Origin of the sequence: Microbacterium sp. AR7-10, from assembly GCF_001878835.1 — a bacterium.
Lineage (GTDB): Bacteria > Actinomycetota > Actinomycetes > Actinomycetales > Microbacteriaceae > Microbacterium > Microbacterium commune.
This window is the reverse complement of record NZ_MJIR01000080.1, coordinates 1-20,415: the sequence shown is the minus strand read 5'-3', so window position 1 is coordinate 20,415 and position 20,415 is coordinate 1. Positions and strand designations below refer to the sequence as shown.

Here is a 20,415-nt window from a genome sequence, read left to right as displayed (position 1 = left end):
CCAGCCCGCCGACAGTTCGGTTCGAGGCCGGGGGTAGGCTCGGATGCTGTGCTCGGGGCGCCCCCGGCACTTCCTGTCGAAGGAGAGACGATGCTCGATCAGGATTCGACGCGCACCCCGTACGTCGCCAACGAGGGTCCGCATCCGTGGCGACGATTCGTCGCGGTCGGCGACTCGTTCACCGAGGGCATCGGCGATCCGGACCACCGCGCGCCGGGCGGTCACCGGGGCTGGGCCGATCGGGTCGCGGAGGTGCTGTCCCAGGACGTCGACGACTTCGCGTACGCGAACCTCGCTGTGCGCGGCAAGCTCATCGCCCAGATCGCCGCGGAGCAGATCGAGCCGGCTGTCGCCCTGAAGCCCGACCTCGTGTCGATCTGCGCCGGAGGAAACGACGTGATCCGTCCGCGCACCGACCCCGACGACATCGCCGCTCAGCTCGAACGGGCCGTCGAGCGCCTGGCCTCCACCGGCGCCGCTGTCGTGCTGTTCACCGGCATCGACACGCACTTCACACCCGTGTTCCGGCCGTTCCGCGGCAAGGTCGCGATCTACAACGAGAACGTGCGCTCGATCGCCGAGCGCCACGACTGCATCGTGGCCGATCAGTGGGCGCTGAAGGTGATCCAGGACACCCGGTTCTTCGCCGACGACCGGCTGCACCTGAACGCGCTCGGCCATCACGAGGTCGCGCGCATGGTGCTGCGTGCGCTGAACGTGCCGAACGCCCTGCAGCCGATGCAGCCGGATCCGATGCCGGTGCGCACCTGGCGCGAGGCGCGCACCGAAGACATCGGCTGGGCACGCGAGCACCTCGTGCCGTGGGTGCTGCGGCGTCTGCGGCACCAGTCGTCTGGAGACACCATCGCCGCGAAGCGTCCCGACGCGATGCCGTACCTGCGCCGCGACCTCGACTGAGGGCGGGTCCGCTGCTCAGCGCGTCGCGTAGAACGCCACCGCCGACGCCGCTGCGACGTTGAGCGAGTCCACCCCTCCCATCATCGGGATCGTCACCCGTCGATCCAGCAGACGGTCGGTCTCGGGCCGGATGCCGTCGCCCTCGGTGCCGAAGATCAGCGCGAGCCGCTCGGGTGACTGCGCCACGAGATCGTCGAGCGTGATCGCGCCGTGTCCCAGGGTCATCCCGGCGACGAGGTACCCGGCTGAGCGCAGGTCGTCGATGCCGGCGGGCCAGCGGTCGATCCGCGTCCACGGCACCTGGAACACGGTGCCCATCGACACGCGCACCGCACGGCGATAGAGCGGGTCGGCGCAGGTGGGGCTGACGAGCACCGCGTCGACGCCGAGTGCCGCGGCGGATCGGAAGATCGCCCCGACGTTGGTGTGGTCGGTGAGCCCCTCCAGGACGGCGATCCGCGGGCGCTCCGTGTCGATCTGCGACAGCAGGTGCTGCAGGCGTGCCGGCTCGGGCCGGTGCATGGCCGCCATGACCCCACGGTGCACCGCGAATCCGGTGAGCTGCTCGGCGACCTCGTCGGTCACGACGTACACGGGCACGTCGCGCTGCCCGAGCAGTTCGGCGACGGCGTCCGTCCACTTCTGCTGCGTCAGCACCGACCGGGGGCGGTGCCCCGCCTGCAGAGCGCGCTCGATGACCTTCGCCGATTCGGCGATGTACAGTCCGCCGGCCGGCTCACGCACCCGGCGCAGGGCCGTGTCGGTGAGCGAGCGGTAGTCGTCGAGCACCGGGTCGTGCGCGTCGCGGAGGTGATGCAGCTGCATCCGTCCATGCTGTCAGGTCGAGACGGACCCGACGCGCCGTCCTCCGCATAGACTTTCGGGGTGCAGTCGCTCGAGCTCTCGGACACCGCCTCCGACGCCGTCGAGCGCACGGTCGGGCTGCTGCAGGACCGGCCGTTCGCTGTGCTGACCGGCGCGGGCGTCTCGACCGATTCCGGCATTCCCGCGTACCGCGGCGCGGGCGCACCACCGCGCTCGACCCCGATGACCATCCGGACGTATCTCTCCGATGAGGCCGCGCGTCGGCGGTACTGGCTCGGCGGTCATCTCGGCTATCGTGCCTTCACGGCGCCCGACCCGAACGGTGGCCACCGTGCCCTCGCGGCGCTGGAGCGCGCTGGCGCGGCGACCGGGGTCGTCACCCAGAACGTCGACGGACTGCACCTGCGCGCCGGCAGCCGCCGCGTGATCGAGCTGCACGGCACCATGCACCGTACGCTCTGCCTGCACTGCGGGCAGGTGTACGACCGCCGGGCGATCGCCGAGCGCATCGAACAGCTCAACCCGTGGGTCCTCGTTCCTGAGAACATCGTGCTGAACCCCGACGGCGACGTGTCGCCGGAGAGCACAGCAGGATTCGTCATCCCCACCTGCGAGATCTGCGGCGGAATGCTGAAGCCGGACGTGGTGTACTTCGGCGAGTTCGTGCCGACCGCGCGCTTCGCGCTCGCGGAATCGCTCGTGCACGCCTCGGCCGCGCTCGTCGTGGCAGGCACATCTCTCACGGTGAACTCCGGCATCCGCGTGATCGAGCGCGCACGACGGCGCGACATGCCGATCGTGATCGTCAACCACGAGCCGACGAGGGCGGATGCCTGGGCCGACGAGGTCATCGAGGGCGGCACGACCGAGGTGCTCACCGCGCTCGCCGCCCGTCTCGGAGCTCTCTGAGCGGTGCGCATCGGAGCGTCGCCTAGGCTCGAGTGGTGACCCTGCTGACACTCGTACGCCACGGACAGACCGACTGGAACCTCGCTCGCCGCATCCAGGGCACGACCGACATCCCGCTCAACGAGACCGGGCGCGACGATGCCCGCAGAGCCGCCGCCGCCCTCGCCGACGAGCGGTACGACGCGATCTATGCGAGTCCACTGGTGCGCGCGCAGCAGACGGCTGAGATCATCGCCGACGAGCTCGGCCTCGGCTCGCCTGCGCTCACTCGCGGGCTGCGCGAGCGCACCTTCGGCGACGGCGAGGGCATGCTCGTCGAGGACTACCTGAAGACGTGGGGTGACTGGACCTCGGCCGTCCCCGGGGCGGAGACCCTCGAGGAGGTGCGTGAGCGCGCGCTGGATTCGCTCGAGCGGATCGTCCGCGCCTCGCGTCGACGGTCGGCACCGCGCGCGGAGTCGATCATCGTGGTCAGCCACGGCGGAGTCATCCGCTCGCTGCTCATGCACGTGTCTGGCGGGTCGCTGCCCCGGGTGGGCGATTCCCTGCACAACGGCTCGGTGCACCGCTTCGTCGCCGAGCCCGGCACGCTGCGCCTGCTCGAGACGATCCCGGTCTGAGTTCAGCGCCTCTCGATGACGGCTCTGGCGTGCCGCAGCACGGGCTCGTCGATCATCCGCCCCTCGAAGCGGAACACCCCCCGCTCCCCCTCGGCGGCGGTGAGCACGGCCTCCGCCCAGGCGATCGTCGCGTGGTCGGGCCGGTATGCGTCGCGGATCACCGGGACCTGCTTCGGGTGGATGCACGCGGTCGCCCCGAACCCGGATGCCACGGCATCCGCGGCCTCGGCGGCCAGACCGTCGACATCGTCGATGTCGAGGTGCACCGCGTCGACGGCCGCGCGGCCGTACGCCCCCGCCGCGAGCAGGATCTGAGACCGGGCGGCGCGGGCGACGTCGCGGTAGCGCCCGTCGGAGAAGCGGCTCGACAAGCCGCCGAGCGAGGCCACCAGGTCTTCGGCGCCCCACATCAGGCCGACGACGCGCTCGTGGGCGGCGATCTCGCCGGCGCGGTGCACCCCACGGGCGGTCTCGCACAGGGCGATCAGCCCGAACTCGGCGCCGAACGCATCGAACGCCGCCGGGTCGTCGCTCTTGGCCACCATCACCGTGCGAAACGGCGTGCGTCGCAGCGCACCGACGTCGCGGGCGAACTCCGCGGTTTCGGGTGCGTTCACACGCACGATGACGCGACCGGGGTCGAGGTCGGCGGCGACGATGTTCTCCCGCGCCTGCGCCTTGGCATCGGGAAGCACCGCATCCTCGAGATCGAGGATCACGGCATCCGCCTTCTGCAGCGCCCCCGCGAACCGCTCGGGGCGGTCGGCGGGGCAGAACAGCAGCGCAGGGCCCATGTCGAGGGTCATCGCTCGCCCTCTGGCAGACACAGCATCAGAGCGGTGCGTGTCGCCGTCGCCACGACGATGCCGTCCTGGTTGCGCCCGGTGTGCTCGATCGTGCAGATGCCCTGACCGGGACGGGATGCCGAGAGCCGCTTGTCGACGATCACGCTCTCGGTGTACAGCGTGTCGCCGTGGAACAGGGGATGCGGGAAGGAGATGTCACCCAATCCCAGCTGCGCGACCAGCGTGCCCTGGGTCAGCTGCGCCACCGACGCGCCCACCATCGTCGACAGGGTCCACATCGAGTTCATCAGGCGCTGGCCGAACGGCTGCTGCGCATCGGCGAACGCGGCGTCCAAATGCAGCGCCTGCGTGTTCATGGTGAGGGTGGTGAAGAGCACGTTGTCGGCCTCGGTCGCCGTGCGACCCGGCCGGTGCAGATAACGCGCGCCGACCTCGAACTCCTCGAAGTACAGGCCGCGCTGGACGATGTCGGTCATGCTCGCACGCTATCCGACCAGGCCGAGCGAGCGGGCGATGACGAGCAGCTGCACCTCGGTGGTGCCCTCGCCGATCTCGAGGATCTTCGAGTCGCGGTAGTGCCGGGCGACGGAGTACTCGTTCATGAAGCCGTTGCCGCCGAAGATCTGCGTCGCGTCGCGCGCGTTGTCCATCGCGGCCTCGCCCGAGACAAGTTTGGCGATCGCCGCCTCCTCGGCGAACGGACGGCCCGCGTCGCGCAGGCGTGCGGCGTGATGCCAGGCGAGTCGTGCGGTGTGCACGCGGGCGCGCATGCGAGCCAGCGTGAACTGGGCGTTCTGCCTCGTGCTGAGGGCCGCGCCGAACACCGTGCGCTTGCTGGCGTAGTCGACGGCGGCCTCCAGGCATCCCTCGGCCGCACCCGTCGCGAGAGCCGCGATCGCGATGCGTCCCTCGTCGAGGATGCTGAGGAAGTTGCGGAACCCCTGGCCGCGCTCGCCGAGCAGATTCTCCGCGGGCACGCGCACGTCGTCCAGGGTGAGCGGATGCGTGTCGGATGCGTTCCAGCCGACCTTGTCGTACGCCGGTTCGACGGTGAACCCCGGGGTGCCGTTCGGGACGATGATCGTCGAGATCTCCTTGCGCTCGCCGCCGTCGGCGCGTGGCGTGGTGCCGGTGACGGCGGTCATCGTGACGAAACGGGTGATGTCGGTGCCGGAGTTGGTGATGAACTGCTTGCTGCCGTTGAGCACCCACTCGCCGCCGTCGAGACGCGCCGTCGTGCGGGTGGCACCCGCATCGCTGCCCGCCTCCGGCTCGGTGAGACCGAAGCCCGCCAGCGCCTCGCCCGCCAGCAGCGCGGGCAGATGCTCCTGCTTCTGCGCATCGGTGCCGAAGCGGTAGACGGGCATGGCGCCCAGGCTGACGCCGGCCTCGAGGGTGATCGCCAGCGACTGGTCGACACGGGCGATGCCCTCGATCGCGAGGCCGAGCGCCAGGTAGTCGCCGCCCTGACCGCCGTACTCCTCCGAGAACGGCAGACCGAAGAGTCCCATCTCCCCCATCTGCCGTACGACGTCGAGGTTCAGGGTGTGCGTGCGATCGGCCTCGTACGCCTGCGGCGCGACGACCCCCTCCGCGAATTCGCGCACCATCGCGGCGAGCTCGCGCTGCTCCTCGGTAAGGTCGACACCGGTCAGTTCGGTCTGGGCGCTCATGCTGTCTCCTGTTCGCTGACTCGTGCCACGGGCTGGTCCCGTCGCACCTGATCGCCGAGGGCGACCAGCAGGTGCACCGTGCCGTCGTGGGGCGCGAGCACCGGATGCTCCATCTTCATCGCCTCGATGGAGACGAGCGGGTCTCCCGCTCGCACCATGTCGCCGTCCGCGACGTGGACCGCCACGATGCTGCCGGGCATCGGCGCCCGGCCCTCGGGCCGGCTGGGCGCTGATGCGCGTTCGCGCTCGGCGAGACGGCGTCGCATGCGCTCACGACGCGAGAGCGGACGCAGGCGCGTCGTCATGCCGTCGGCGAAGACCCAGACGGCGCCGTCATCGTCGACGGCCGTCGGGATGCCGTGCGCGTACGCTGTCGGCGCCTCGACGATGGTGTCGTCATCGGTGACGAACGCGATCGGCGGCGGCGCCGCCGAGCCTCCGATGCGCCAGCCCGGCAGCTCGTGCCAGATGTCGGCGGCGGAGGGGCGACGGCCGAGCGGGGCGGCCTGCGCGGCAGCCGCGAGCATCGCGGGTGTCGGCTGCGGAGCGGCGAACGGCAGCATCGTCTCGATCAGACCCGTGTCGAGGTCGCCGCGACGCACCCGGTCGTCGCGGATCAGAGCGCGCAGGAATGCGATGTTCGTCTCGACGCCCAGGACGACCGTGCGGGCCAGCGCGGCGTCCAGACGACGCAGCGCCGTCAACCGGTCAGCACCGTACGCGATGACCTTCGCGATCATCGGATCGTAGAAGCCGCTGATCTCCGAACCGGTCTCGATCGCGGCATCCACGCGCACATCGCGCGGAGGATCGAACAGCAGGACGCGTCCGGTGGACGGCAGGAACCCTCTCTCGGGCGATTCCGCGTACACCCTCGCCTCGACGGCGTGACCGCGCACGGCCGGGGGCGCCTCGATCGCGCCTCCGGCGGCGATGTGCAGCTGCAGGGCGACCAGGTCGAGGCCGGTCACCTCCTCGGTGACGGGATGCTCGACCTGGAGACGGGTGTTCATCTCGATGAAGAACACGTCGTCCACGGCATCCGCCTCGACGAGGAACTCCACCGTGCCCGCGCCGACGTACTCGACGCTCGTCGCCGCGGCCACCGCAGCGTCGAGCAGGCGACGGCGCACGGCGTCGGGGAGGGTGGCGGCCGGCGCCTCCTCGATGACCTTCTGATGACGCCGCTGCAGCGTGCATTCGCGCTCGCCCAGGGCGATGACCGTGCCGTGCGTGTCGCCGAAGACCTGCACCTCGATATGCCGTGGTCGCTGCACGAGGCGCTCGAGCACCATCGCGTCGTCGCCGAAAGCCGCGGTCGCCACGCGGCGCGCGGTCGCGAGCGCTCCGGCGAGCTCGTCGCCCGAGCGGACGATCTCCATCCCCTTGCCGCCGCCGCCCGCACTGGGCTTCACGAGCAGCGGATAGCCGACCTCGTCGGCGCGAGCCCGGATCTCGTCGTCATCCATGCCCGCGGCGGTGAACCCCGGAACCACGGGCACGCCGTGGAGCGCGACGTGGTCGCGCGCGGTCGCCTTGTCGCCCATGATCTCGAGCGCGCGCTCGCCGGGGCCGACGAAGATCACACCGGCGGCGGCGCATGCGCGGGCCAGCTGAACGCTCTCGGAGAGGAAGCCGTACCCGGGGTGGATGGCCTGGGCCCCGGATGCCGCCGCGGCGGCCATGATGGCGGCGACGTTCAGGTACGAGTCCGACGCGGCGGCGCCGCCGATGTGCACGGCCTGGTCGGCCTCCTGCACGTGCGGTGCGTGCGCGTCGGCGTCGCTGTACACGGCGACGCTGCGCATTCCGAGCTCGCGCAGAGTGCGGATGATGCGGCGGGCGATCTCGCCACGGTTGGCGACGAGGACGGTGTCGATGGTCATGGCGATCACATCCGGAAGAGGCCGAAGCGCGGGGCGGGCAGGGGCGTGCGGGAGACGACGTCGAGCGCGAGTCCGAGCAGGTCGCGGGTCTGGTCGGGATCGACGATCCCGTCGTCCCACAGCCGGGCTGTGGCGTAGTAGGGCTCGCCCTGGGCCTCGTACTGGCTGCGGACGGGCATCTCGAAGTCGGCCCGCTGCTCGGGGGTCCACGGTGTCCCGGCCGCGGCGAGCTGATCCTCCTTCACCGTGGCGAGGACGGAAGCCGCCTGCGCACCGCCCATCACCGAGATGCGGCTGGACGGCCAGCTCCACAGGAACCGCGGCGCGTACGCCCGGCCGCACATCGAGTAGTTGCCGGCGCCGAATGAGCCGCCGATGATGACGGTCAGCTTCGGCACGCGGGTGGTGGCGACCGCGGTCACCATCTTCGCCCCGTCCTTCGCTATTCCCCCTGCCTCCGCGTCCGTGCCGACCATGAACCCCGTGATGTTCTGCAGGAACAGCAGGGGGATGCCGCGCTGATCGCAGAGCTCGATGAAGTGCGCGCCCTTCTGCGCGGATTCGCTGAACAGCACACCGTTGTTCGCGATGATGCCGACGGGGTGGCCGTGCAGCCGGGCGAACGCGGTGACCAGGGTCGTGCCGTACTCGGGCTTGAACTCGCTGACGCTGTCGGCGTCGACGAGCCGGTCGATGACCTCGTGCACGTCGTAGGCGGCGTTGACGTCGACGGGCACGACGTCGTAGAGGCTTCCGGTCTCCGCCGGAGCGATGCTCGGCTCGACCTGCCAGGCCGGCTGCGCAGGCTGAGGCAGGGTCGCGACGATGTCACGGAGGATCTCGATGGCGTGCTCGTCGTCGTCGGCCAGGTGGTCGACGACCCCGGATCGACGGGCGTGCAGCTCTCCCCCGCCCAGCTCCTCCGCCGTGACGATCTCGCCGATCGCGGCCTTCACCAGCGGCGGACCGCCGAGGAAGATGGTGCCCTGGCCCCGCACGATCACGGTCTGGTCGCTCATGGCGGGCACGTACGCGCCGCCCGCGGTGCACGAGCCCAGCACCGCCGCAAGCTGCGGGATGCCGGCGGCGGACATGCGCGCCTGGTTGAAGAAGATGCGTCCGAAATGGTCGCGGTCGGGGAACACCTCGTCCTGTCTTGGAAGGAAGGCTCCGCCCGAGTCGACCAGGTAGAGGCACGGCAGGCGATTCTCGAGTGCGATCTCCTGAGCACGCAGGTGCTTCTTCACCGTCATCGGGAAGTAGGTGCCGCCCTTGACGGTCGCGTCGTTGCAGACCACCATCACGTGCCGCCCGTGCACGAGCCCGATGCCGGCGATCACCCCGGCCCCCGGCGCCTCGTCACCGTACAGTCCGTGCGCAGCCAGAGGGGCGACCTCGATGAAGGGGCTGCCCTCGTCGAGCAGCCGATCGACGCGATCACGCGGCAGCATCTTGCCTCGAGCGACATGCCGTTCGCGGGAGCGCTGCGGACCGCCGAGTGCCGCGGCGGCGAGGCGCTTGCGCAGCTCTTCGGCGAGAGCCTGCTGGGTGACCGGCATCGCGGGTCCTCCTTGACCGTTGCGGAAAAAATGCGCCAGACAGGTTAGTGTTCACTAACCCCGGCAATTCAGGTTAGCGAGGATTAACCGAAATGACAACGGCCGTCACGCCGCGCAACCGCGCCAAAGCCGAGCGCACCGATGCGATCCTCGTCGCGGCCGCCGAGCTGTTCGGCGCACGGGGGTACTCGTGCGTCAGTCTGGAAGACATCGGCGCCGCCGTGGGCGTCTCGGGCCCTGCCGTGTACCGTCACTTCGCGGGCAAGCAGGCGCTCCTGGGCGCCCTGCTCATCGGCGTGAGCGAAGACCTCGCCGCCGGTGGCACGGCTGTCGTGCGGGACGCGACCGACGAACGCACGCGCATGGCGATGCTCGTGGACTTCCACGTCGACTTCGCGCTGCGCAACGCCGCCGTCATCCGCGTGCAGGACCGCGACCTCTCGCACCTGTCCGAGGAGTCGCAGTCGGACGTGCGGCGGCTGCAGCGGGCGTACATCGGGCTGTGGATCGATGCGCTCGGCTCTCTCGTCGCGGGCGAGCGGGACCAGCTGCGTCTGCGTGTGCAGGCGTGCTTCGGGCTGCTGAACTCCACCCCGCACAGCACCTCGGCCGCCCTGCGCGAGCACGCCGACACCGCGCGCGTGCTCGCCTCGATGGCGTTGGCCGCCCTCACCGCCGGCGCGGACTGACCGCGCGCGCGTGGCCGTCTCGCGCCGACGGAGCAGGCCCCGCTCGATGCGTCAGTACAGCAGAGCCCTGCCCGGCTGCTCGAGGATATCGGCGACGTCCTTGAGAAAGCGCGCACCCTCGGCCCCGTCGACGAGTCGGTGGTCGAACGACAGGCTCAGCGTCATCATCTGACGCAGGGCGATCTCGCCACGGTGCTCCCACGGCTGACGGCGCACCGCCCCCACGGCGAGGATCCCGGACTGGCCTGGCGGGAGGATCGGCGTGCCCGCATCGATGCCGAAGACGCCGATGTTGGTGATCGAGAAGGTGCCGCCGGCGAGTTCGGCCGGGCTGGTCCGGCCGGCTCGTGCCGTCTGCGTGAGCTGGGCGAGGGCGTCGGCCATCCCGGTGAGCGAGAGCCGCTCGGCGTCGCGGATGATGGGCACGATCAGGCCTCGCTCGGTCGCTGCGGCGATGCCGAGGTCGACGAAGTGATTGTGCACGATCTCACCGGCGGCCTCATCCCACGTCGCGTTCAGCGACGGGTTGCGCCCGAGGGCGAGAGCCACCGCCTTCGCGATCACCACGAGCGGCCCGATGCGGTGCTCGGCGAGCGACCTGTCGCCCTTCAGCTGGTCGATCAGCTCCATCGTCGCCGTGACGTCGACGGTGTGGAAGGTGGTGACGTGCGGAGCCGTGAACGCGCTGTGCACCATCGCCTGAGCGGTGTGCTTGCGCACACCCTTGATCGGGATCCGGGTCTGGGCCCGCTCCCCCGGCGCCGCAGCGGGCGGTGCAGGCGAGAAGACGGGCCCCGTCTCGACGGTGATCGCACCGGTCGCACCGGTCCGCTCGGCATAGGCATCCACGTCCGCACGGGTGATGACCCGGTCGCCGATCTCGGCGGCGACGAGCGCGAGATCGACGCCGAGACGCTTCGCGTGGGCGCGCACGGGAGGAGTCGAACGGGGCCGCTCCCCCACCACCGGCTCGGCGACGCTCGGCGGAAGCACATCGTGCGGGGCGGCCACGAGCACGTCGGCGTCGGCCGCGGCCGCGGGAGTCGCTCCGCCTCTGCGAGCCCGTCTGGCCGGACGCTGCCCGGATGCCGGAGCTGCGCCGTATCCCACCAGGTTGGGCTGCGCCTTCTCCTGAGCAGCGGCTTCGGCGGGCGCCGCGGGCGTCCGGGGCTCTTCGCCGGCGACGTCGAAGGCGATCAGCGGGGCGCCGACCGCGACGGTGTCGCCCGCGGCGGCGTGCAACGTGGCGACGGTGCCCTCGTACGGCGAGGGCAGCTCGACGACGGCCTTGGCGGTCTCGACCTCGGCGAGTGTCTGATTCAGCGCGACGGCGTCACCCGGCTGCACGAGCCACTGCACCACCTCTGCCTCGGTCAGTCCTTCGCCCAGGTCGGGCAGGCGGAATTCGGCGTTCATCGCTCGTCTCCCTTCGCGTCGGCTGCGCTCAGGCTGTGCGGACGATCGAGCACGCGGTCGACGGCGTCGAGGATGCGGTCCAGGTCGGGCAGGTGGAACTGCTCGAGCTTCGCGGGCGGATAGGGGATGTCGTGCCCCGTGACGCGCACGGGTGCCGCCTCGAGGTACTCGAAGCAGTACTCCGTGATGCTCGCGATGACCTCCGCGGCCACACCCGCCTCACGGGATGCCTCGTGCGCCACCACCACGCGACCCGTGCGCCGCACGGAAGCGCAGACCGTCTCGTAGTCGACGGGCGAGAGCGAGCGCAGGTCGATGACCTCGAGCGACACGCCCTCGTCCTCCGCTGCGGCGGCCGCGTCGAGGGCGGTGCCCACCATCGCGCCGTAGGTGATGATCGTGGCATCTGTTCCGTGACGCACGACGCGAGCCAGACCCATCGGAGGAGCGTCGGCGAGCGGTGCCGTGAGGTCGACCTCCCCCTTGTGGTGGTACAGCCGCTTCGGTTCGAAGAACAGCACCGGATCGTCGCAGGCGATCGCCTGCCGCAGGCAGCGGTACGCGTCCTGCGGGTCGGAGACCGCGATCACCCGCAGTCCTGCGGTGTGCACGAAGTACGCCTCGGGAGACTCCGAATGGTGCTCGGCCGCGCCGATGCCGCCCGCCCAGGGCACGCGGATCGTGATCGGCATCTTCACCCGGCCCTGGGTGCGGTAGTGCAGCTTCGCGACCTGCGAGACGATCTGGTCGAACGCGGGGTAGATGAATCCGTCGAACTGGATCTCGACCACCGGACGGTAGCCGCGGAACGCGAGCCCGACCGCGGTTCCGACGATGCCCGACTCCGCGAGCGGCGTGTCGATGACCCGCTTCGCGCCGAACTCGTCCTTCAGCCCGTCGGTGATGCGGAACACACCGCCCAGCGTGCCGATGTCCTCGCCCATCAGCACGACCTTCTCGTCGTCGAGCATCGCCTGCCGCAGGCCCGCGTTCAGCGCCTTGCCCATCGTCATCCGGGTCATCTCAGGCCTCCTCGAACGATGCCAGGTACGCGGCGTACTCGTCGCGCTGACGCTCGAGACCGGAGTGCGGCTCGGCGTACACGCGATCGAACACGGCGAGAGCGGGGCGGGTCTGCATCCCGATGCATGCGGCACGCATCTCCCGCGCGACGTCGTCGGCGGTCTGCTGCACGGACTCGAGGTGCTCGTCCGTCAGCTCCCCGACCGCGCGCAGATGCGCCTCCACACGCGCGATCGGGTCACGATCGCGCCACAGGGCGAGCTCGGTGTCGTCGCGGTAGCGCTTCGGATCGTCTGCCGTCGTGTGCGGGCCCATGCGGTAGGTCACCGCCTCCAGATACGCGGGGCCCTTGCCGGAGCGCGCGTGATCGAGCGCCCAGCGCATCGCCGCCATGCAGGCGAGCACGTCGTTGCCGTCGACGCGCAGGCTGGGGATGCCGAATCCGGGCGCCCGGCCCGCCAGTGGATACTGCGACTGCAGTCCGACCGGTTCGGAGATCGCCCAGTGGTTGTTCTGGCAGACGAATACCACCGGAGCACGGTACGACGATGCGAAGATCATCGCCTCGTTGACGTCACCCTGGCTGGTGGCGCCGTCGCCGAAGTAGGTGACGGCGACCTCGTCGGCGCCGTCATGCAGGATCCCCATGCCGTAACCCACCGCGTGCAGGGTCTGGGCGCCGATGATGATCTGCAGCGGCGCGATGCCGAGCCGTGCGGGGTCGTAAGCCGCGCCCTCCTCGCCGCGCCACATCCGCACGTAGTCGCCCGGCTCGGCGCCGCGGGTGTACATCACGCCGGTCTCGCGGTAGCTGGGGAACACGAAGTCGTTGGGCGCGAGCGCACGGCCGGTGCCGATCTGCGCCGCCTCCTGTCCGTTGCACGGCGCCCACAGCCCGAGCTGACCCTGACGCTGCAGCGCCACGCCCTCGGAGTCGATGCGCCGCAGCACCACCATGTCGCGGTGCAGCTCGCGCATCGCCACGTAGTCGATGTCGTCGATCCAGCGGTCGAGCTGGGGGTTCGGCACGCGGATGCCGTCCGGAGCGATGATGCGCTCGGTGAGTTCGAGATCGTTCTGTGCGTCGACGATCGGGCTGGTGTTCGGTGACATCGGCGTCCTCCTGACGTGGCGGCCTTCGTGGGGCGTGCACGGCTTCCCGACTGCTGTGTCGGGCTTCCTCGAATGCTACGTCGGCCTGGCACCCCGCTCAAGCATGTTCACGATCCCTGAGCAGGTTGCCCAATCCGGGGGCGATCCGCCCTGCTATCGTGTGGCACTATGCCCGTCCTGGATCGCACAGACCTCGAACTGCTCACCGCCCTCGCGGAAGACCCTCGCACCACCGTGGTGAAGCTGGCCGACCGCCTCCGACTGTCTCGCAACACGATCCAGGCCCGGATGGCCCGGCTCGAGCAGACCGGTGTGTTCGAGTCGTATGAGCGCTCGTTCTCCACCGAGGTGCTGGGATTCCCCCTGCAGGCGTTCATCAGCATCGGCGTGCGGCAGACGGAGCTGCCGCGGATCATCGCCGAGCTGGCACGCGTTCCCGAGATCGTGCAGGCGCATGGCCTGAGCGGGTCGATCGATCTGCTCGCCCGCGTCGCGTGCCGCGACGCCCGTCACCTGTTCGACACCGACGCCAGGATCCTGTCGATCGACGGCGTCGAGCGCACCGAGACCTCGCTGGCCATGGGCGAGGTCATCCCCTTCCGGGTGGCCGGGCTCATCGGCCTCGCACGACGGGAAGTCTGAGAAAACGGCGGATCGCCCCGGCCGCTTCGGCCGGGGCCTCGTAGTGGATGAGGTGGCCGACCTCGGCGATCTCCACGAGCTCCGCACGAGGGAACATCATCGCGAGGCGACGCTCGGCCTCGATGGGCGTGATGTCGTCGCGCTGAGCCGCGATCAGCAGAGTCGGCACGTCGATCACGCCCGCGAAGGCCCGCACGTCATGCGACGCGCTGGTCACGAAGGCGTCGTGCAGCACATCCCGATCGGCGAAGCGCGAGAAGTAGGTGTCGTGCTGATCGTGGATGAACCGGCGCAGCGCCGGGTCGCGGGTCTTGGCCATCGCCATGCTCATCACGCGCACCGTGAGCGGATGACGCAGCAGGGCCGTGCCCCACCGCTCGGGCAGACGAGCGCCGAGCACGTAGTACAGCACCGCGATCCGGGTGAGTACCCCCTTCGGGCCCTCCAGCGCGGGCGCCCCGATCGGGTTGATCAGGATGAGTCGCGGCGTCTCAAGGCCGCTCGCGACGGCCGCGGCCGCGACGATCGACCCGAACGAGTGCCCGAGGATGACAGCCCCCGGGGCCACGGCGCGGGCGAACTCGCACAGCCACCCGGCGTAGAGCCCGAGGTCGTGCTCGCGATCCGGGATCGGCGGTGTCTCGCCGAAGCCGGGCAGGTCGGGAGAGATGATCCGGATGTCGGGCAGGTACGCCACGACCGGCTCGAGCCCGTGGTGCTCGCCACGGAAACCGTGCACGGCGACGATCGTCGGCGCATCCTCCGCGGCCTCGCCGTACACCCAGTACGCCGTGGTCGATCCCAGCACCTCCACCTCACGGCGTTCGACCGGGATCTCGGCGAGGCGAGCGGCGTACGGGGAGGTCGCGGGCATGCCGCCGAGTCTACGGGACGGAATGTCGGTGGCCGTCCTTATGTTCGAATCGAGGAAGGAGACAGCATGACTTCGCTGACCGAGACGCACCCCGCTCTCCTGTGGGAGACACCATCCCTTCGCAGCCGTTCCGAGCACCTCGACCGGGCAGGCGACCACCTGTGGCGGGTGGTCGACGCGCGCGGCGCCATTCGCGGTCATCTCCGCGTGATCGCCGATCCCCTGGGTATCCGCTACCGCGCGGAGCGCCTGCACCTGGCATCCGGAGCGTTCCGCCTGGTCGGCGAGTTCTGGGATGCGGACGACGCGGTCGCGGCACTGCGGAACTGACGAGGTGCCCCCTGCAGGATTCGAACCTGCGACCAACGGATTAGAAAGCCGATGCTCTTCCTCTGAGCTAAGGAGGCGTGCGGTCTCCAGATTACCGTGTCGGGCCCCGTCGCTAGGATCGAACCATGGTTTCTGCGACTGAGAACGACCGGCTCGTCTGGATCGACTGCGAGATGACGGGCCTCGACCTCTCGGTCGACGAACTCGTCGAGATCGCCGTCGTGATCACCGACTTCGAGCTGAATCTGATCGACCCCGGCTTCCAGATCGTCATCAGACCGAGTGATGCCGCACTCGCGAACATGAACGCCTTCGTGACCGACATGCATCGCACCTCGGGCCTGATCGACGAGATCCCGAACGGTGTGAGCCTCGCGGAGGCCGAAGAGCAGACACTCGCCTACATCAAGCGCTTCGTCCCGCTCGAGCGCAGGGCGCCGCTTGCCGGCAACACGATCGGCACCGACCGGATGTTCCTCGCCAGGTACATGCCGAACATCGACCAGTACCTGCACTACCGCAACGTCGACGTCTCGAGCATCAAAGAGCTCGCCCGCCGCTGGTACCCCCGCGTCTTCTTCCAGGCGCCCGAGAAGCACGGCGGTCACCGGGCTCTCGCCGACATCCTCGAGTCGATCCGCGAGCTGCGCTACTACCGCTCCGCGGTGTTCATCGACGCCCCCGGGCCCTCCTCCGATCAGGCGCGCGACATCGCCGCCCACACGGTGTCAGAGTTCACTCCGAACATGTAATAGACTTGTCGAGTCGCCAGCTCCGGCAGGCGCATGGTGGGTATAGCTCAGCTGGTAGAGCACCGCGTTGTGGTCGCGGGGGTCGCGGGTTCAAGCCCCGTTACTCACCCACAGACGGGTCAGGTGTGAACTTTCGACCAAGGGACCACCCTTGGAGGAAGTTCGCACCTGGCCCTATTTCTTTGCCTCGGCGGCCCACCAGGGAAAAGCATGGCGAGGGCCACACTTGCTCGGCGTGCTTACCGAGGCACGGAGACGCCCGCCGGAATCTCTAAGCGAGCGAGAGGAAGAGCTTCTCCAGCTCGTCGATGCGCTCGCCGTCGCCCGGCTCCTCGGCTAGGCACTCCTTCAGGGCACCGGCGACCACCAGGAAGCCAGCCCGGTCGACGGCCTTCGACACTGCGGAGAGCTGCTGCACGACGTCGCGGCAGTGGGCCTCGTCCTCGACCGCAGCGATGACGGCTGCCAGCTGGCCGTGCGCGCGCCGCAGCCGATTCACGATCTTGCGCTTCGCCTCCGGGTCGTGCGCCGCGACGATGTCTGGGCTGATGCTCATCGGATTCCTCCTGGGTTGACATCCACCATACTCCCCAGGGTATAGTTTGGATACCCCCCGGGGTATTCAACCTTCATCGACACCGCCAGGAGGGCGAGATGTGCAGAGCCGCGAAGTGCAACATCTGCGGGAAGACGACCTGGGCTGGCTGCGGCCAGCACGTGAACGACGTGCGCCGCACGGTCCCGGCATCCGACTGGTGCCCCGGCCGGCACACGCAGCGCGACATCGATGAGGCGAAGGCCTCGCGACCCGGCTTCCTCGCGCGCCTGTTCGGCCGCTGATCCACTGACGAGAGGACATCACCATGTGCGCACGCATCACCTGCGACCGCTGCGGCAAGCCGAGCTGGGCCGGATGCGGCCAGCACGTCGAGGAGGCCCTCGGGGGCGTCCCGGCGGCCGACCGCTGCCACTGCTGACGACTACAACGACGACGACGACGAACAAGGAGAGCATCATGCTGCTGGAGCGCATCTACGACGAGGACCTCGCACAGGCGAGTTACGTCATCGGTTGCCAGGCGACCGGCGAGGCGATCGTGATCGACCCCCGCCGCGACGTCGACGAGTACATGCGACTGGCCGACAAGCACGGCCTGCGCATCGCGCACGTCACCGAGACCCATATCCACGCCGACTACCTCTCAGGCACCCGCGAGTTCGCGGCGCGCACCGGTGCCCGCATGCACGTCTCCGACGAGGGCGGACCCGACTGGACCTACGGCACCGGCTTCGACGACGCCGACCGGATGCACGACGGCGACGAGATCGTCGTCGGCAACGTGACGCTGCGAGCGGTGCACACCCCCGGCCACACGCCCGAACACCTGTCGTTCCTCGTGACCGACGGCGCGCAGGCCCAGGAGCCGGGCTTCATGCTCACCGGCGACTTCGTGTTCGTCGGCGACGTCGGCCGACCGGACCTGCTCGACGAGGCGGCCGGCGGCGTCGACACCCGCTTCGAGGGCGCTCACCAACTCTTCGCGAGCCTGCGCGACCGCTTCCTGACACTGCCCGACTACGTCCAGGTGCTGCCAGCGCACGGTGCCGGCAGCGCGTGCGGCAAGTCGCTCGGCGCGATCGCGGCGACGACCGTCGGCTACGAGCGCGCCTTCTCGTGGTGGGCTCCCTACCTCGCCGCCGACGACGAGCAAGGCTTCGTCGACGAGCTACTCTCCGGCCAGCCCGACGCCCACGCGTACTTCGCCCGAATGAAGTCCCAGAACCGCACCGGCCCCGCGGTGCTCCACCCCCGCGCACCGCTCCCCGAGCGGTCCACTGCGGAGGTGCAGCACCTCCTGGAGCGCGACCTCGCGATCCTGGTGGACACTCGGGACCGCCGGCAGGTGCACGACGGCACCGTGGTCGGTTCCCTCAACATCCCGGGCGCAGCGAAGGCCGCGACCTACGGGGCGTGGGTCTACGATCCGGAGGCGGAGCACCGGCCGCTCGTTCTCCTCGCGGACGACCGCGAGGAGGCGGAGCGGATGCGCGACCACCTCGTGCGGGTCGGCATCGACGCCGTCGACGGTTTCATCCGCTCCCTCGACGGGCTCGAGCTGGTGCAGCCCCGACTGCTGCAGCCGGAGGAGCTCGACGGCCTCGCCGACGCGAACCTGGTCGACGTGCGCGGCAGCTCCGAGCACGCCGACGGGCACATCCCCGGCTCCGCGCACCTCAGCGGCGGCCGCGCGCTGTGGCACCTCGACGAGTTGCCCGCGGACGGCACCGTCGTGACGTACTGCCAGAGCGGCGTGCGCAACAGCGTCGTCGCCAGCGCACTGCGCCGGGCCGGCGTCGACGTCGTCGAGCTCGACGGCTCCTACCTCGGGTGGCTCCAGACAACCGGGCGCGAGCCGGCGACCAGCTGACCGCCGAGGATCGAGGCGCCCGATGACGCCGACCGCCACCATCGCCGTTCTTGCGCTCGCCCTGCTGGTCGGCATCAGCCTCGGCCTGCTGGGCGGCGGCGGCTCGATCCTCGCCGTGCCCATCCTGACCGCCGTCGGCGGCGTGGAGCCGCGAGCCGCCATCGCGTCGTCACTGCTCATCGTCGGCACGACGAGCGCCCTCGGACTGCTGCAGCACGCTCGCGCGGGCCGCGTGCGCTGGCGTGTCGGGGTAGTCTTCGGAGCGGCCGGTGTCGTCGGCGCGCTCGTCGGCGGGCTGCTCGGCCGCACGCTGCCCCCAGGCGTGCTCATGGTGCTGCTCGCCGGCACGATGATCGCCGCCGCGGTGGCGATGCTTCGCCGGCGCCCGCGTCACGACCGGGCGGAGCCCGCTCGGCCGCGCATCGCCCTCGTCCTCGTGCTCGGAACGGTTGTCGGCTCACTCGCCGGGCTGGTCGGCGCGGGGGGGGGCGGCTTCCTCATCGTCCCCGCGCTGATCCTGCTCGCCGGCCTGCCCGCGTCGGCCGCGATCGGCACATCCTTGCTCGTCATCGCAATGCAATCGCTCGCCGGGCTCGCGGCCCAACCAGCACTCCCCGACATCCCCTGGGCGCTGGTGCTGCCGTTCACCGCAATCGCCGTGGCGGGCTCCTTCCTCGGCTCGGCGCTCACCGGCCGCATCCCCGAACGGGCACTGCGCACCGGATTCGCGGTGCTCGTGCTCAGCGTGGCCGTCGCGCTGCTCGTGCAGCAGCTCGCGCTCCACCTCCCGCTCACCTGAACGACACCGCTCACCGGAGAACACCATGACCAGAACCCAGCTCGCCGGCCTCGCCGGCCTCGCGCTCGCCGCCGTCACGACAGGCTGCGCATCGACGCCCCCTGGCAGCGTCGCAGCTCCAGCGGACGCCGTCGTCATCGACGTGCGCACCGCGCCCGAGTTGGCATCCGGTCACCTCGACGGCGCGGTCCTCCTCGACGTGTCGAACGGCGACCTCGCCGCGGCACTGCCCTCGCTCGACCCTGATGCGCCCTACTTCGTCCACTGCAGGTCCGGCAGCCGGTCAGCACAGGCGGTCGCGCTCATGCGCGAGGCCGGCTTCGCGGACGTCACCGACCTCGGCGCGCTCAAGAGCGCGTCAGCGGCGACCGGCCTCGCAATCGGGCGCTGACGCCGGCCCATCCGACCATCACCGATCCAGGGAGCAACCCCGAACATGACCACGCGTGACATCACCATCGAAACGATCGACTCGACCATCGCCGGCGACGGCATGGTGCTCCTCGACTTCTGGGCGGCATGGTGCGGCCCCTGCCGCAGCTTCGCGCCCGTCTTCGACCGAGCTGCCGCGTCGAACACCGACATCGTGTTCGGTAAGGTCGACACCGAGGACCAGCAGCAGCTGGCCGCGGCGTTCCGCATCACGTCCATCCCGACGCTCATGGCCTTCCGCGACGGGATCCTCGTCTTCTCGCAGCCCGGCGCGCTGGGCCAGGCCCAGCTCGACAGCCTCATCGCCGGCGTCCGCGCGCTCGACATGGACGACGTGCGCCGCCAGGTCGCCGAGCAGCGCGCAGCCGCCGAGGCGCCGTGACTTCCCGCCGCCGCGCCCCGGTCTGCGCTCCGGGAAGCATCGAACGCGTCGTGCGGGCCGCTGTCGGCGCGCTGACCGGCGCGTTCGCGCTCAGCAACCTGCACGACGCGCCGCTCGCCATCGCCGCCACGCTCGGCGCTGCGCTCCTCCTCACCGGCGCAGTCCGCGGCTGGTGCCCGGCATCGCTGCTCGCGCGAGTCAGTGCCACCGCCGCAGAGCACAACACGCTTGGCATCCCCGAAGCCCGCCAGCCGCTCGACCAGCGAGGCCCCCGCTAGAGCGCAGGCTTCAGCCGCCCCCTCGTGCTGCCTCGCCGATTGCTAGGTGCGTGGGTCAGTA

At 70.3% G+C, this 20,415-nt stretch carries 24 protein-coding genes and 2 tRNA genes; 14 read left to right on the top strand and 12 right to left on the bottom strand.

The features are described 5' to 3' along the window. Positions 1-90: 90 nt before the first annotated feature. Complete coding sequence (locus tag BFN01_RS11180; protein ID WP_071644426.1) at positions 91-918, top strand: SGNH/GDSL hydrolase family protein; 828 nt, start codon at positions 91-93, stop codon at positions 916-918. A 15-nt stretch (positions 919-933) separates the two neighbouring features. Here the strand turns inward: BFN01_RS11180 and BFN01_RS11175 are convergent, their stop codons facing one another. Beyond that, complete coding sequence (locus BFN01_RS11175) at positions 934-1,743, bottom strand: RNA methyltransferase (RefSeq protein WP_071644424.1); 810 nt, start codon at positions 1,741-1,743, stop codon at positions 934-936. Between the two features lie 60 nt (positions 1,744-1,803). On the opposite strand from BFN01_RS11175, the gene BFN01_RS11170 reads away from it, so the two are divergent. Both BFN01_RS11170 and BFN01_RS11165 read left to right on the top strand, forming a co-directional pair. Continuing rightward, positions 1,804-2,652, top strand: a complete 849-nt coding sequence (locus BFN01_RS11170) for a Sir2 family NAD-dependent protein deacetylase (RefSeq protein WP_071644422.1) — start codon at positions 1,804-1,806, stop codon at positions 2,650-2,652. Positions 2,653-2,687: 35 nt separating this feature from the next. Continuing rightward, on the top strand, positions 2,688-3,272 hold the full coding sequence (locus BFN01_RS11165; RefSeq protein ID WP_071644419.1) for a histidine phosphatase family protein: 585 nt from the start codon (positions 2,688-2,690) through the stop codon (positions 3,270-3,272). Between the two features lie 2 nt (positions 3,273-3,274). Here BFN01_RS11165 and BFN01_RS11160 read toward each other — a convergent pair whose 3' ends face one another. The 5 genes from BFN01_RS11160 to BFN01_RS11140 are packed head-to-tail and all read right to left on the bottom strand — an operon-like array spanning position 3,275 to position 9,196. Beyond that, positions 3,275-4,078 (bottom strand): CoA ester lyase, encoded by an 804-nt coding sequence (locus BFN01_RS11160; protein ID WP_071644417.1) that lies wholly within the window; start codon positions 4,076-4,078, stop codon positions 3,275-3,277. After that, positions 4,075-4,554 (bottom strand): MaoC family dehydratase, encoded by a 480-nt coding sequence (locus BFN01_RS11155; protein WP_071644415.1) that lies wholly within the window; start codon positions 4,552-4,554, stop codon positions 4,075-4,077. The genes BFN01_RS11160 and BFN01_RS11155 overlap by 4 nt, the downstream gene beginning before the upstream one ends. Positions 4,555-4,563: 9 nt before the next feature. Next, positions 4,564-5,751: an acyl-CoA dehydrogenase family protein gene (locus tag BFN01_RS11150; protein ID WP_177243856.1), complete on the bottom strand. Its 1,188-nt coding sequence runs from the start codon at positions 5,749-5,751 to the stop codon at positions 4,564-4,566. Continuing rightward, positions 5,748-7,637 (bottom strand): biotin carboxylase N-terminal domain-containing protein, encoded by a 1,890-nt coding sequence (locus tag BFN01_RS11145; protein WP_071644483.1) that lies wholly within the window; start codon positions 7,635-7,637, stop codon positions 5,748-5,750. The genes BFN01_RS11150 and BFN01_RS11145 overlap by 4 nt, the downstream gene beginning before the upstream one ends. Positions 7,638-7,642: 5 nt before the next feature. Further along, positions 7,643-9,196: a carboxyl transferase domain-containing protein gene (locus BFN01_RS11140; RefSeq protein ID WP_071644413.1), complete on the bottom strand. Its 1,554-nt coding sequence runs from the start codon at positions 9,194-9,196 to the stop codon at positions 7,643-7,645. 92 nt (positions 9,197-9,288) lie between these two features. On the opposite strand from BFN01_RS11140, the gene BFN01_RS11135 reads away from it, so the two are divergent. After that, positions 9,289-9,885, top strand: coding sequence for a TetR/AcrR family transcriptional regulator (locus BFN01_RS11135; RefSeq protein ID WP_071644411.1), 597 nt, complete (start codon positions 9,289-9,291; stop codon positions 9,883-9,885). 51 nt (positions 9,886-9,936) lie between these two features. Here the strand turns inward: BFN01_RS11135 and BFN01_RS11130 are convergent, their stop codons facing one another. Genes BFN01_RS11130 through BFN01_RS11120 form a run of 3 tightly spaced genes read right to left on the bottom strand, consistent with a single transcriptional unit; the run spans position 9,937 to position 13,437 of the window. Next, positions 9,937-11,301 carry a dihydrolipoamide acetyltransferase family protein gene (locus BFN01_RS11130; protein WP_071644409.1) on the bottom strand — a complete coding sequence of 455 codons (1,365 nt, stop codon included), beginning with the start codon at positions 11,299-11,301 and terminating at the stop codon, positions 9,937-9,939. Beyond that, a complete protein-coding gene (locus BFN01_RS11125) occupies positions 11,298-12,323 on the bottom strand; it encodes an alpha-ketoacid dehydrogenase subunit beta (RefSeq protein ID WP_143187228.1) in 1,026 nt (341 codons plus the stop codon). Before BFN01_RS11125 ends, BFN01_RS11130 begins: the two co-directional genes overlap by 4 nt. A gap of 1 nt (position 12,324) precedes the next feature. Further along, positions 12,325-13,437, bottom strand: coding sequence for a thiamine pyrophosphate-dependent dehydrogenase E1 component subunit alpha (locus BFN01_RS11120; protein WP_071644407.1), 1,113 nt, complete (start codon positions 13,435-13,437; stop codon positions 12,325-12,327). A 168-nt stretch (positions 13,438-13,605) separates the two neighbouring features. Here BFN01_RS11120 and BFN01_RS11115 point away from each other — a divergent pair, with 168 nt between their 5' ends. Next, positions 13,606-14,079: an Lrp/AsnC family transcriptional regulator gene (locus BFN01_RS11115; protein WP_071644405.1), complete on the top strand. Its 474-nt coding sequence runs from the start codon at positions 13,606-13,608 to the stop codon at positions 14,077-14,079. On the opposite strand, the gene BFN01_RS11110 is transcribed toward BFN01_RS11115, so the two are convergent. Continuing rightward, positions 14,051-14,953, bottom strand: coding sequence for an alpha/beta fold hydrolase (locus BFN01_RS11110; protein ID WP_071644403.1), 903 nt, complete (start codon positions 14,951-14,953; stop codon positions 14,051-14,053). The two genes, BFN01_RS11115 and BFN01_RS11110, sit on opposite strands and share 29 nt — an antisense overlap. 66 nt (positions 14,954-15,019) lie before the next feature. On the opposite strand from BFN01_RS11110, the gene BFN01_RS11105 reads away from it, so the two are divergent. Continuing rightward, a complete protein-coding gene (locus BFN01_RS11105) occupies positions 15,020-15,283 on the top strand; it encodes a hypothetical protein (protein WP_071644401.1) in 264 nt (87 codons plus the stop codon). 5 nt (positions 15,284-15,288) lie between these two features. On the opposite strand, the gene BFN01_RS11100 is transcribed toward BFN01_RS11105, so the two are convergent. Then, a tRNA-Arg gene (locus tag BFN01_RS11100) sits at positions 15,289-15,360 on the bottom strand. Between the two features lie 48 nt (positions 15,361-15,408). On the opposite strand from BFN01_RS11100, the gene orn reads away from it, so the two are divergent. Both orn and BFN01_RS11090 read left to right on the top strand, forming a co-directional pair. Beyond that, positions 15,409-16,035 (top strand): oligoribonuclease, encoded by a 627-nt coding sequence (gene orn, locus BFN01_RS11095; protein WP_071644399.1) that lies wholly within the window; start codon positions 15,409-15,411, stop codon positions 16,033-16,035. Between the two features lie 36 nt (positions 16,036-16,071). Continuing rightward, positions 16,072-16,144, top strand: a tRNA-His gene (locus BFN01_RS11090). 162 nt (positions 16,145-16,306) lie between these two features. On the opposite strand, the gene BFN01_RS11085 is transcribed toward BFN01_RS11090, so the two are convergent. Beyond that, complete coding sequence (locus BFN01_RS11085; protein WP_016465089.1) at positions 16,307-16,591, bottom strand: metal-sensitive transcriptional regulator; 285 nt, start codon at positions 16,589-16,591, stop codon at positions 16,307-16,309. Between the two features lie 98 nt (positions 16,592-16,689). On the opposite strand from BFN01_RS11085, the gene BFN01_RS11080 reads away from it, so the two are divergent. The 6 genes from BFN01_RS11080 to BFN01_RS11055 all read left to right on the top strand — a co-directional run bounded on the left by BFN01_RS11080 (position 16,690) and on the right by BFN01_RS11055 (position 20,354). Further along, a complete protein-coding gene (locus tag BFN01_RS11080; protein WP_016465088.1) occupies positions 16,690-16,875 on the top strand; it encodes a hypothetical protein in 186 nt (61 codons plus the stop codon). Positions 16,876-17,050: 175 nt separating this feature from the next. Continuing rightward, entirely contained in the window at positions 17,051-18,463 is a 1,413-nt protein-coding gene (locus tag BFN01_RS11075) for a rhodanese-like domain-containing protein (RefSeq protein ID WP_071644397.1), read from the top strand. A 22-nt stretch (positions 18,464-18,485) separates the two neighbouring features. Then, positions 18,486-19,262: a sulfite exporter TauE/SafE family protein gene (locus tag BFN01_RS11070; RefSeq protein ID WP_071644395.1), complete on the top strand. Its 777-nt coding sequence runs from the start codon at positions 18,486-18,488 to the stop codon at positions 19,260-19,262. 25 nt (positions 19,263-19,287) lie between these two features. After that, on the top strand, positions 19,288-19,653 hold the full coding sequence (locus BFN01_RS11065; RefSeq protein ID WP_016465084.1) for a rhodanese-like domain-containing protein: 366 nt from the start codon (positions 19,288-19,290) through the stop codon (positions 19,651-19,653). 45 nt (positions 19,654-19,698) lie between these two features. Further along, the gene (locus BFN01_RS11060) at positions 19,699-20,076 is read left to right on the top strand and encodes a co-chaperone YbbN (RefSeq protein ID WP_016465083.1); all 378 of its coding nucleotides are present in this window, start codon (positions 19,699-19,701) and stop codon (positions 20,074-20,076) included. Further along, on the top strand, positions 20,073-20,354 hold the full coding sequence (locus tag BFN01_RS11055) for a YgaP-like transmembrane domain (protein ID WP_071644393.1): 282 nt from the start codon (positions 20,073-20,075) through the stop codon (positions 20,352-20,354). Before BFN01_RS11060 ends, BFN01_RS11055 begins: the two co-directional genes overlap by 4 nt. Positions 20,355-20,415: the final 61 nt, after the last annotated feature.

Excerpts from the sequence above, each read along its gene's own strand:
- BFN01_RS11085 (WP_016465089.1), bottom strand. The coding sequence starts at position 16,591 with ATGAGCATCAGCCCAGACATCGTCGCGGCGCACGACCCGGAGGCGAAG.
- BFN01_RS11180 (WP_071644426.1), top strand. The coding sequence starts at position 91 with ATGCTCGATCAGGATTCGACGCGCACCCCGTACGTCGCCAACGAGGGT.
- BFN01_RS11130 (WP_071644409.1), bottom strand. The coding sequence starts at position 11,301 with ATGAACGCCGAATTCCGCCTGCCCGACCTGGGCGAAGGACTGACCGAG.
- BFN01_RS11080 (WP_016465088.1), top strand. The coding sequence starts at position 16,690 with ATGTGCAGAGCCGCGAAGTGCAACATCTGCGGGAAGACGACCTGGGCT.
- BFN01_RS11065 (WP_016465084.1), top strand. The coding sequence starts at position 19,288 with ATGACCAGAACCCAGCTCGCCGGCCTCGCCGGCCTCGCGCTCGCCGCC.
- BFN01_RS11110 (WP_071644403.1), bottom strand. The coding sequence starts at position 14,953 with ATGCCCGCGACCTCCCCGTACGCCGCTCGCCTCGCCGAGATCCCGGTC.
- BFN01_RS11140 (WP_071644413.1), bottom strand. The coding sequence starts at position 9,196 with ATGCCGGTCACCCAGCAGGCTCTCGCCGAAGAGCTGCGCAAGCGCCTC.
- BFN01_RS11175 (WP_071644424.1), bottom strand. The coding sequence starts at position 1,743 with ATGCAGCTGCATCACCTCCGCGACGCGCACGACCCGGTGCTCGACGAC.
- BFN01_RS11115 (WP_071644405.1), top strand. The coding sequence starts at position 13,606 with ATGCCCGTCCTGGATCGCACAGACCTCGAACTGCTCACCGCCCTCGCG.
- BFN01_RS11145 (WP_071644483.1), bottom strand. The coding sequence starts at position 7,637 with ATGACCATCGACACCGTCCTCGTCGCCAACCGTGGCGAGATCGCCCGC.
- BFN01_RS11155 (WP_071644415.1), bottom strand. The coding sequence starts at position 4,554 with ATGACCGACATCGTCCAGCGCGGCCTGTACTTCGAGGAGTTCGAGGTC.
- BFN01_RS11075 (WP_071644397.1), top strand. The coding sequence starts at position 17,051 with ATGCTGCTGGAGCGCATCTACGACGAGGACCTCGCACAGGCGAGTTAC.
- BFN01_RS11120 (WP_071644407.1), bottom strand. The coding sequence starts at position 13,437 with ATGTCACCGAACACCAGCCCGATCGTCGACGCACAGAACGATCTCGAA.
- BFN01_RS11060 (WP_016465083.1), top strand. The coding sequence starts at position 19,699 with ATGACCACGCGTGACATCACCATCGAAACGATCGACTCGACCATCGCC.
- orn (WP_071644399.1), top strand. The coding sequence starts at position 15,409 with ATGGTTTCTGCGACTGAGAACGACCGGCTCGTCTGGATCGACTGCGAG.
- BFN01_RS11160 (WP_071644417.1), bottom strand. The coding sequence starts at position 4,078 with ATGACCCTCGACATGGGCCCTGCGCTGCTGTTCTGCCCCGCCGACCGC.
- BFN01_RS11150 (WP_177243856.1), bottom strand. The coding sequence starts at position 5,751 with ATGAGCGCCCAGACCGAACTGACCGGTGTCGACCTTACCGAGGAGCAG.
- BFN01_RS11125 (WP_143187228.1), bottom strand. The coding sequence starts at position 12,323 with ATGACCCGGATGACGATGGGCAAGGCGCTGAACGCGGGCCTGCGGCAG.
- BFN01_RS11105 (WP_071644401.1), top strand. The coding sequence starts at position 15,020 with ATGACTTCGCTGACCGAGACGCACCCCGCTCTCCTGTGGGAGACACCA.
- BFN01_RS11135 (WP_071644411.1), top strand. The coding sequence starts at position 9,289 with ATGACAACGGCCGTCACGCCGCGCAACCGCGCCAAAGCCGAGCGCACC.
- BFN01_RS11070 (WP_071644395.1), top strand. The coding sequence starts at position 18,486 with ATGACGCCGACCGCCACCATCGCCGTTCTTGCGCTCGCCCTGCTGGTC.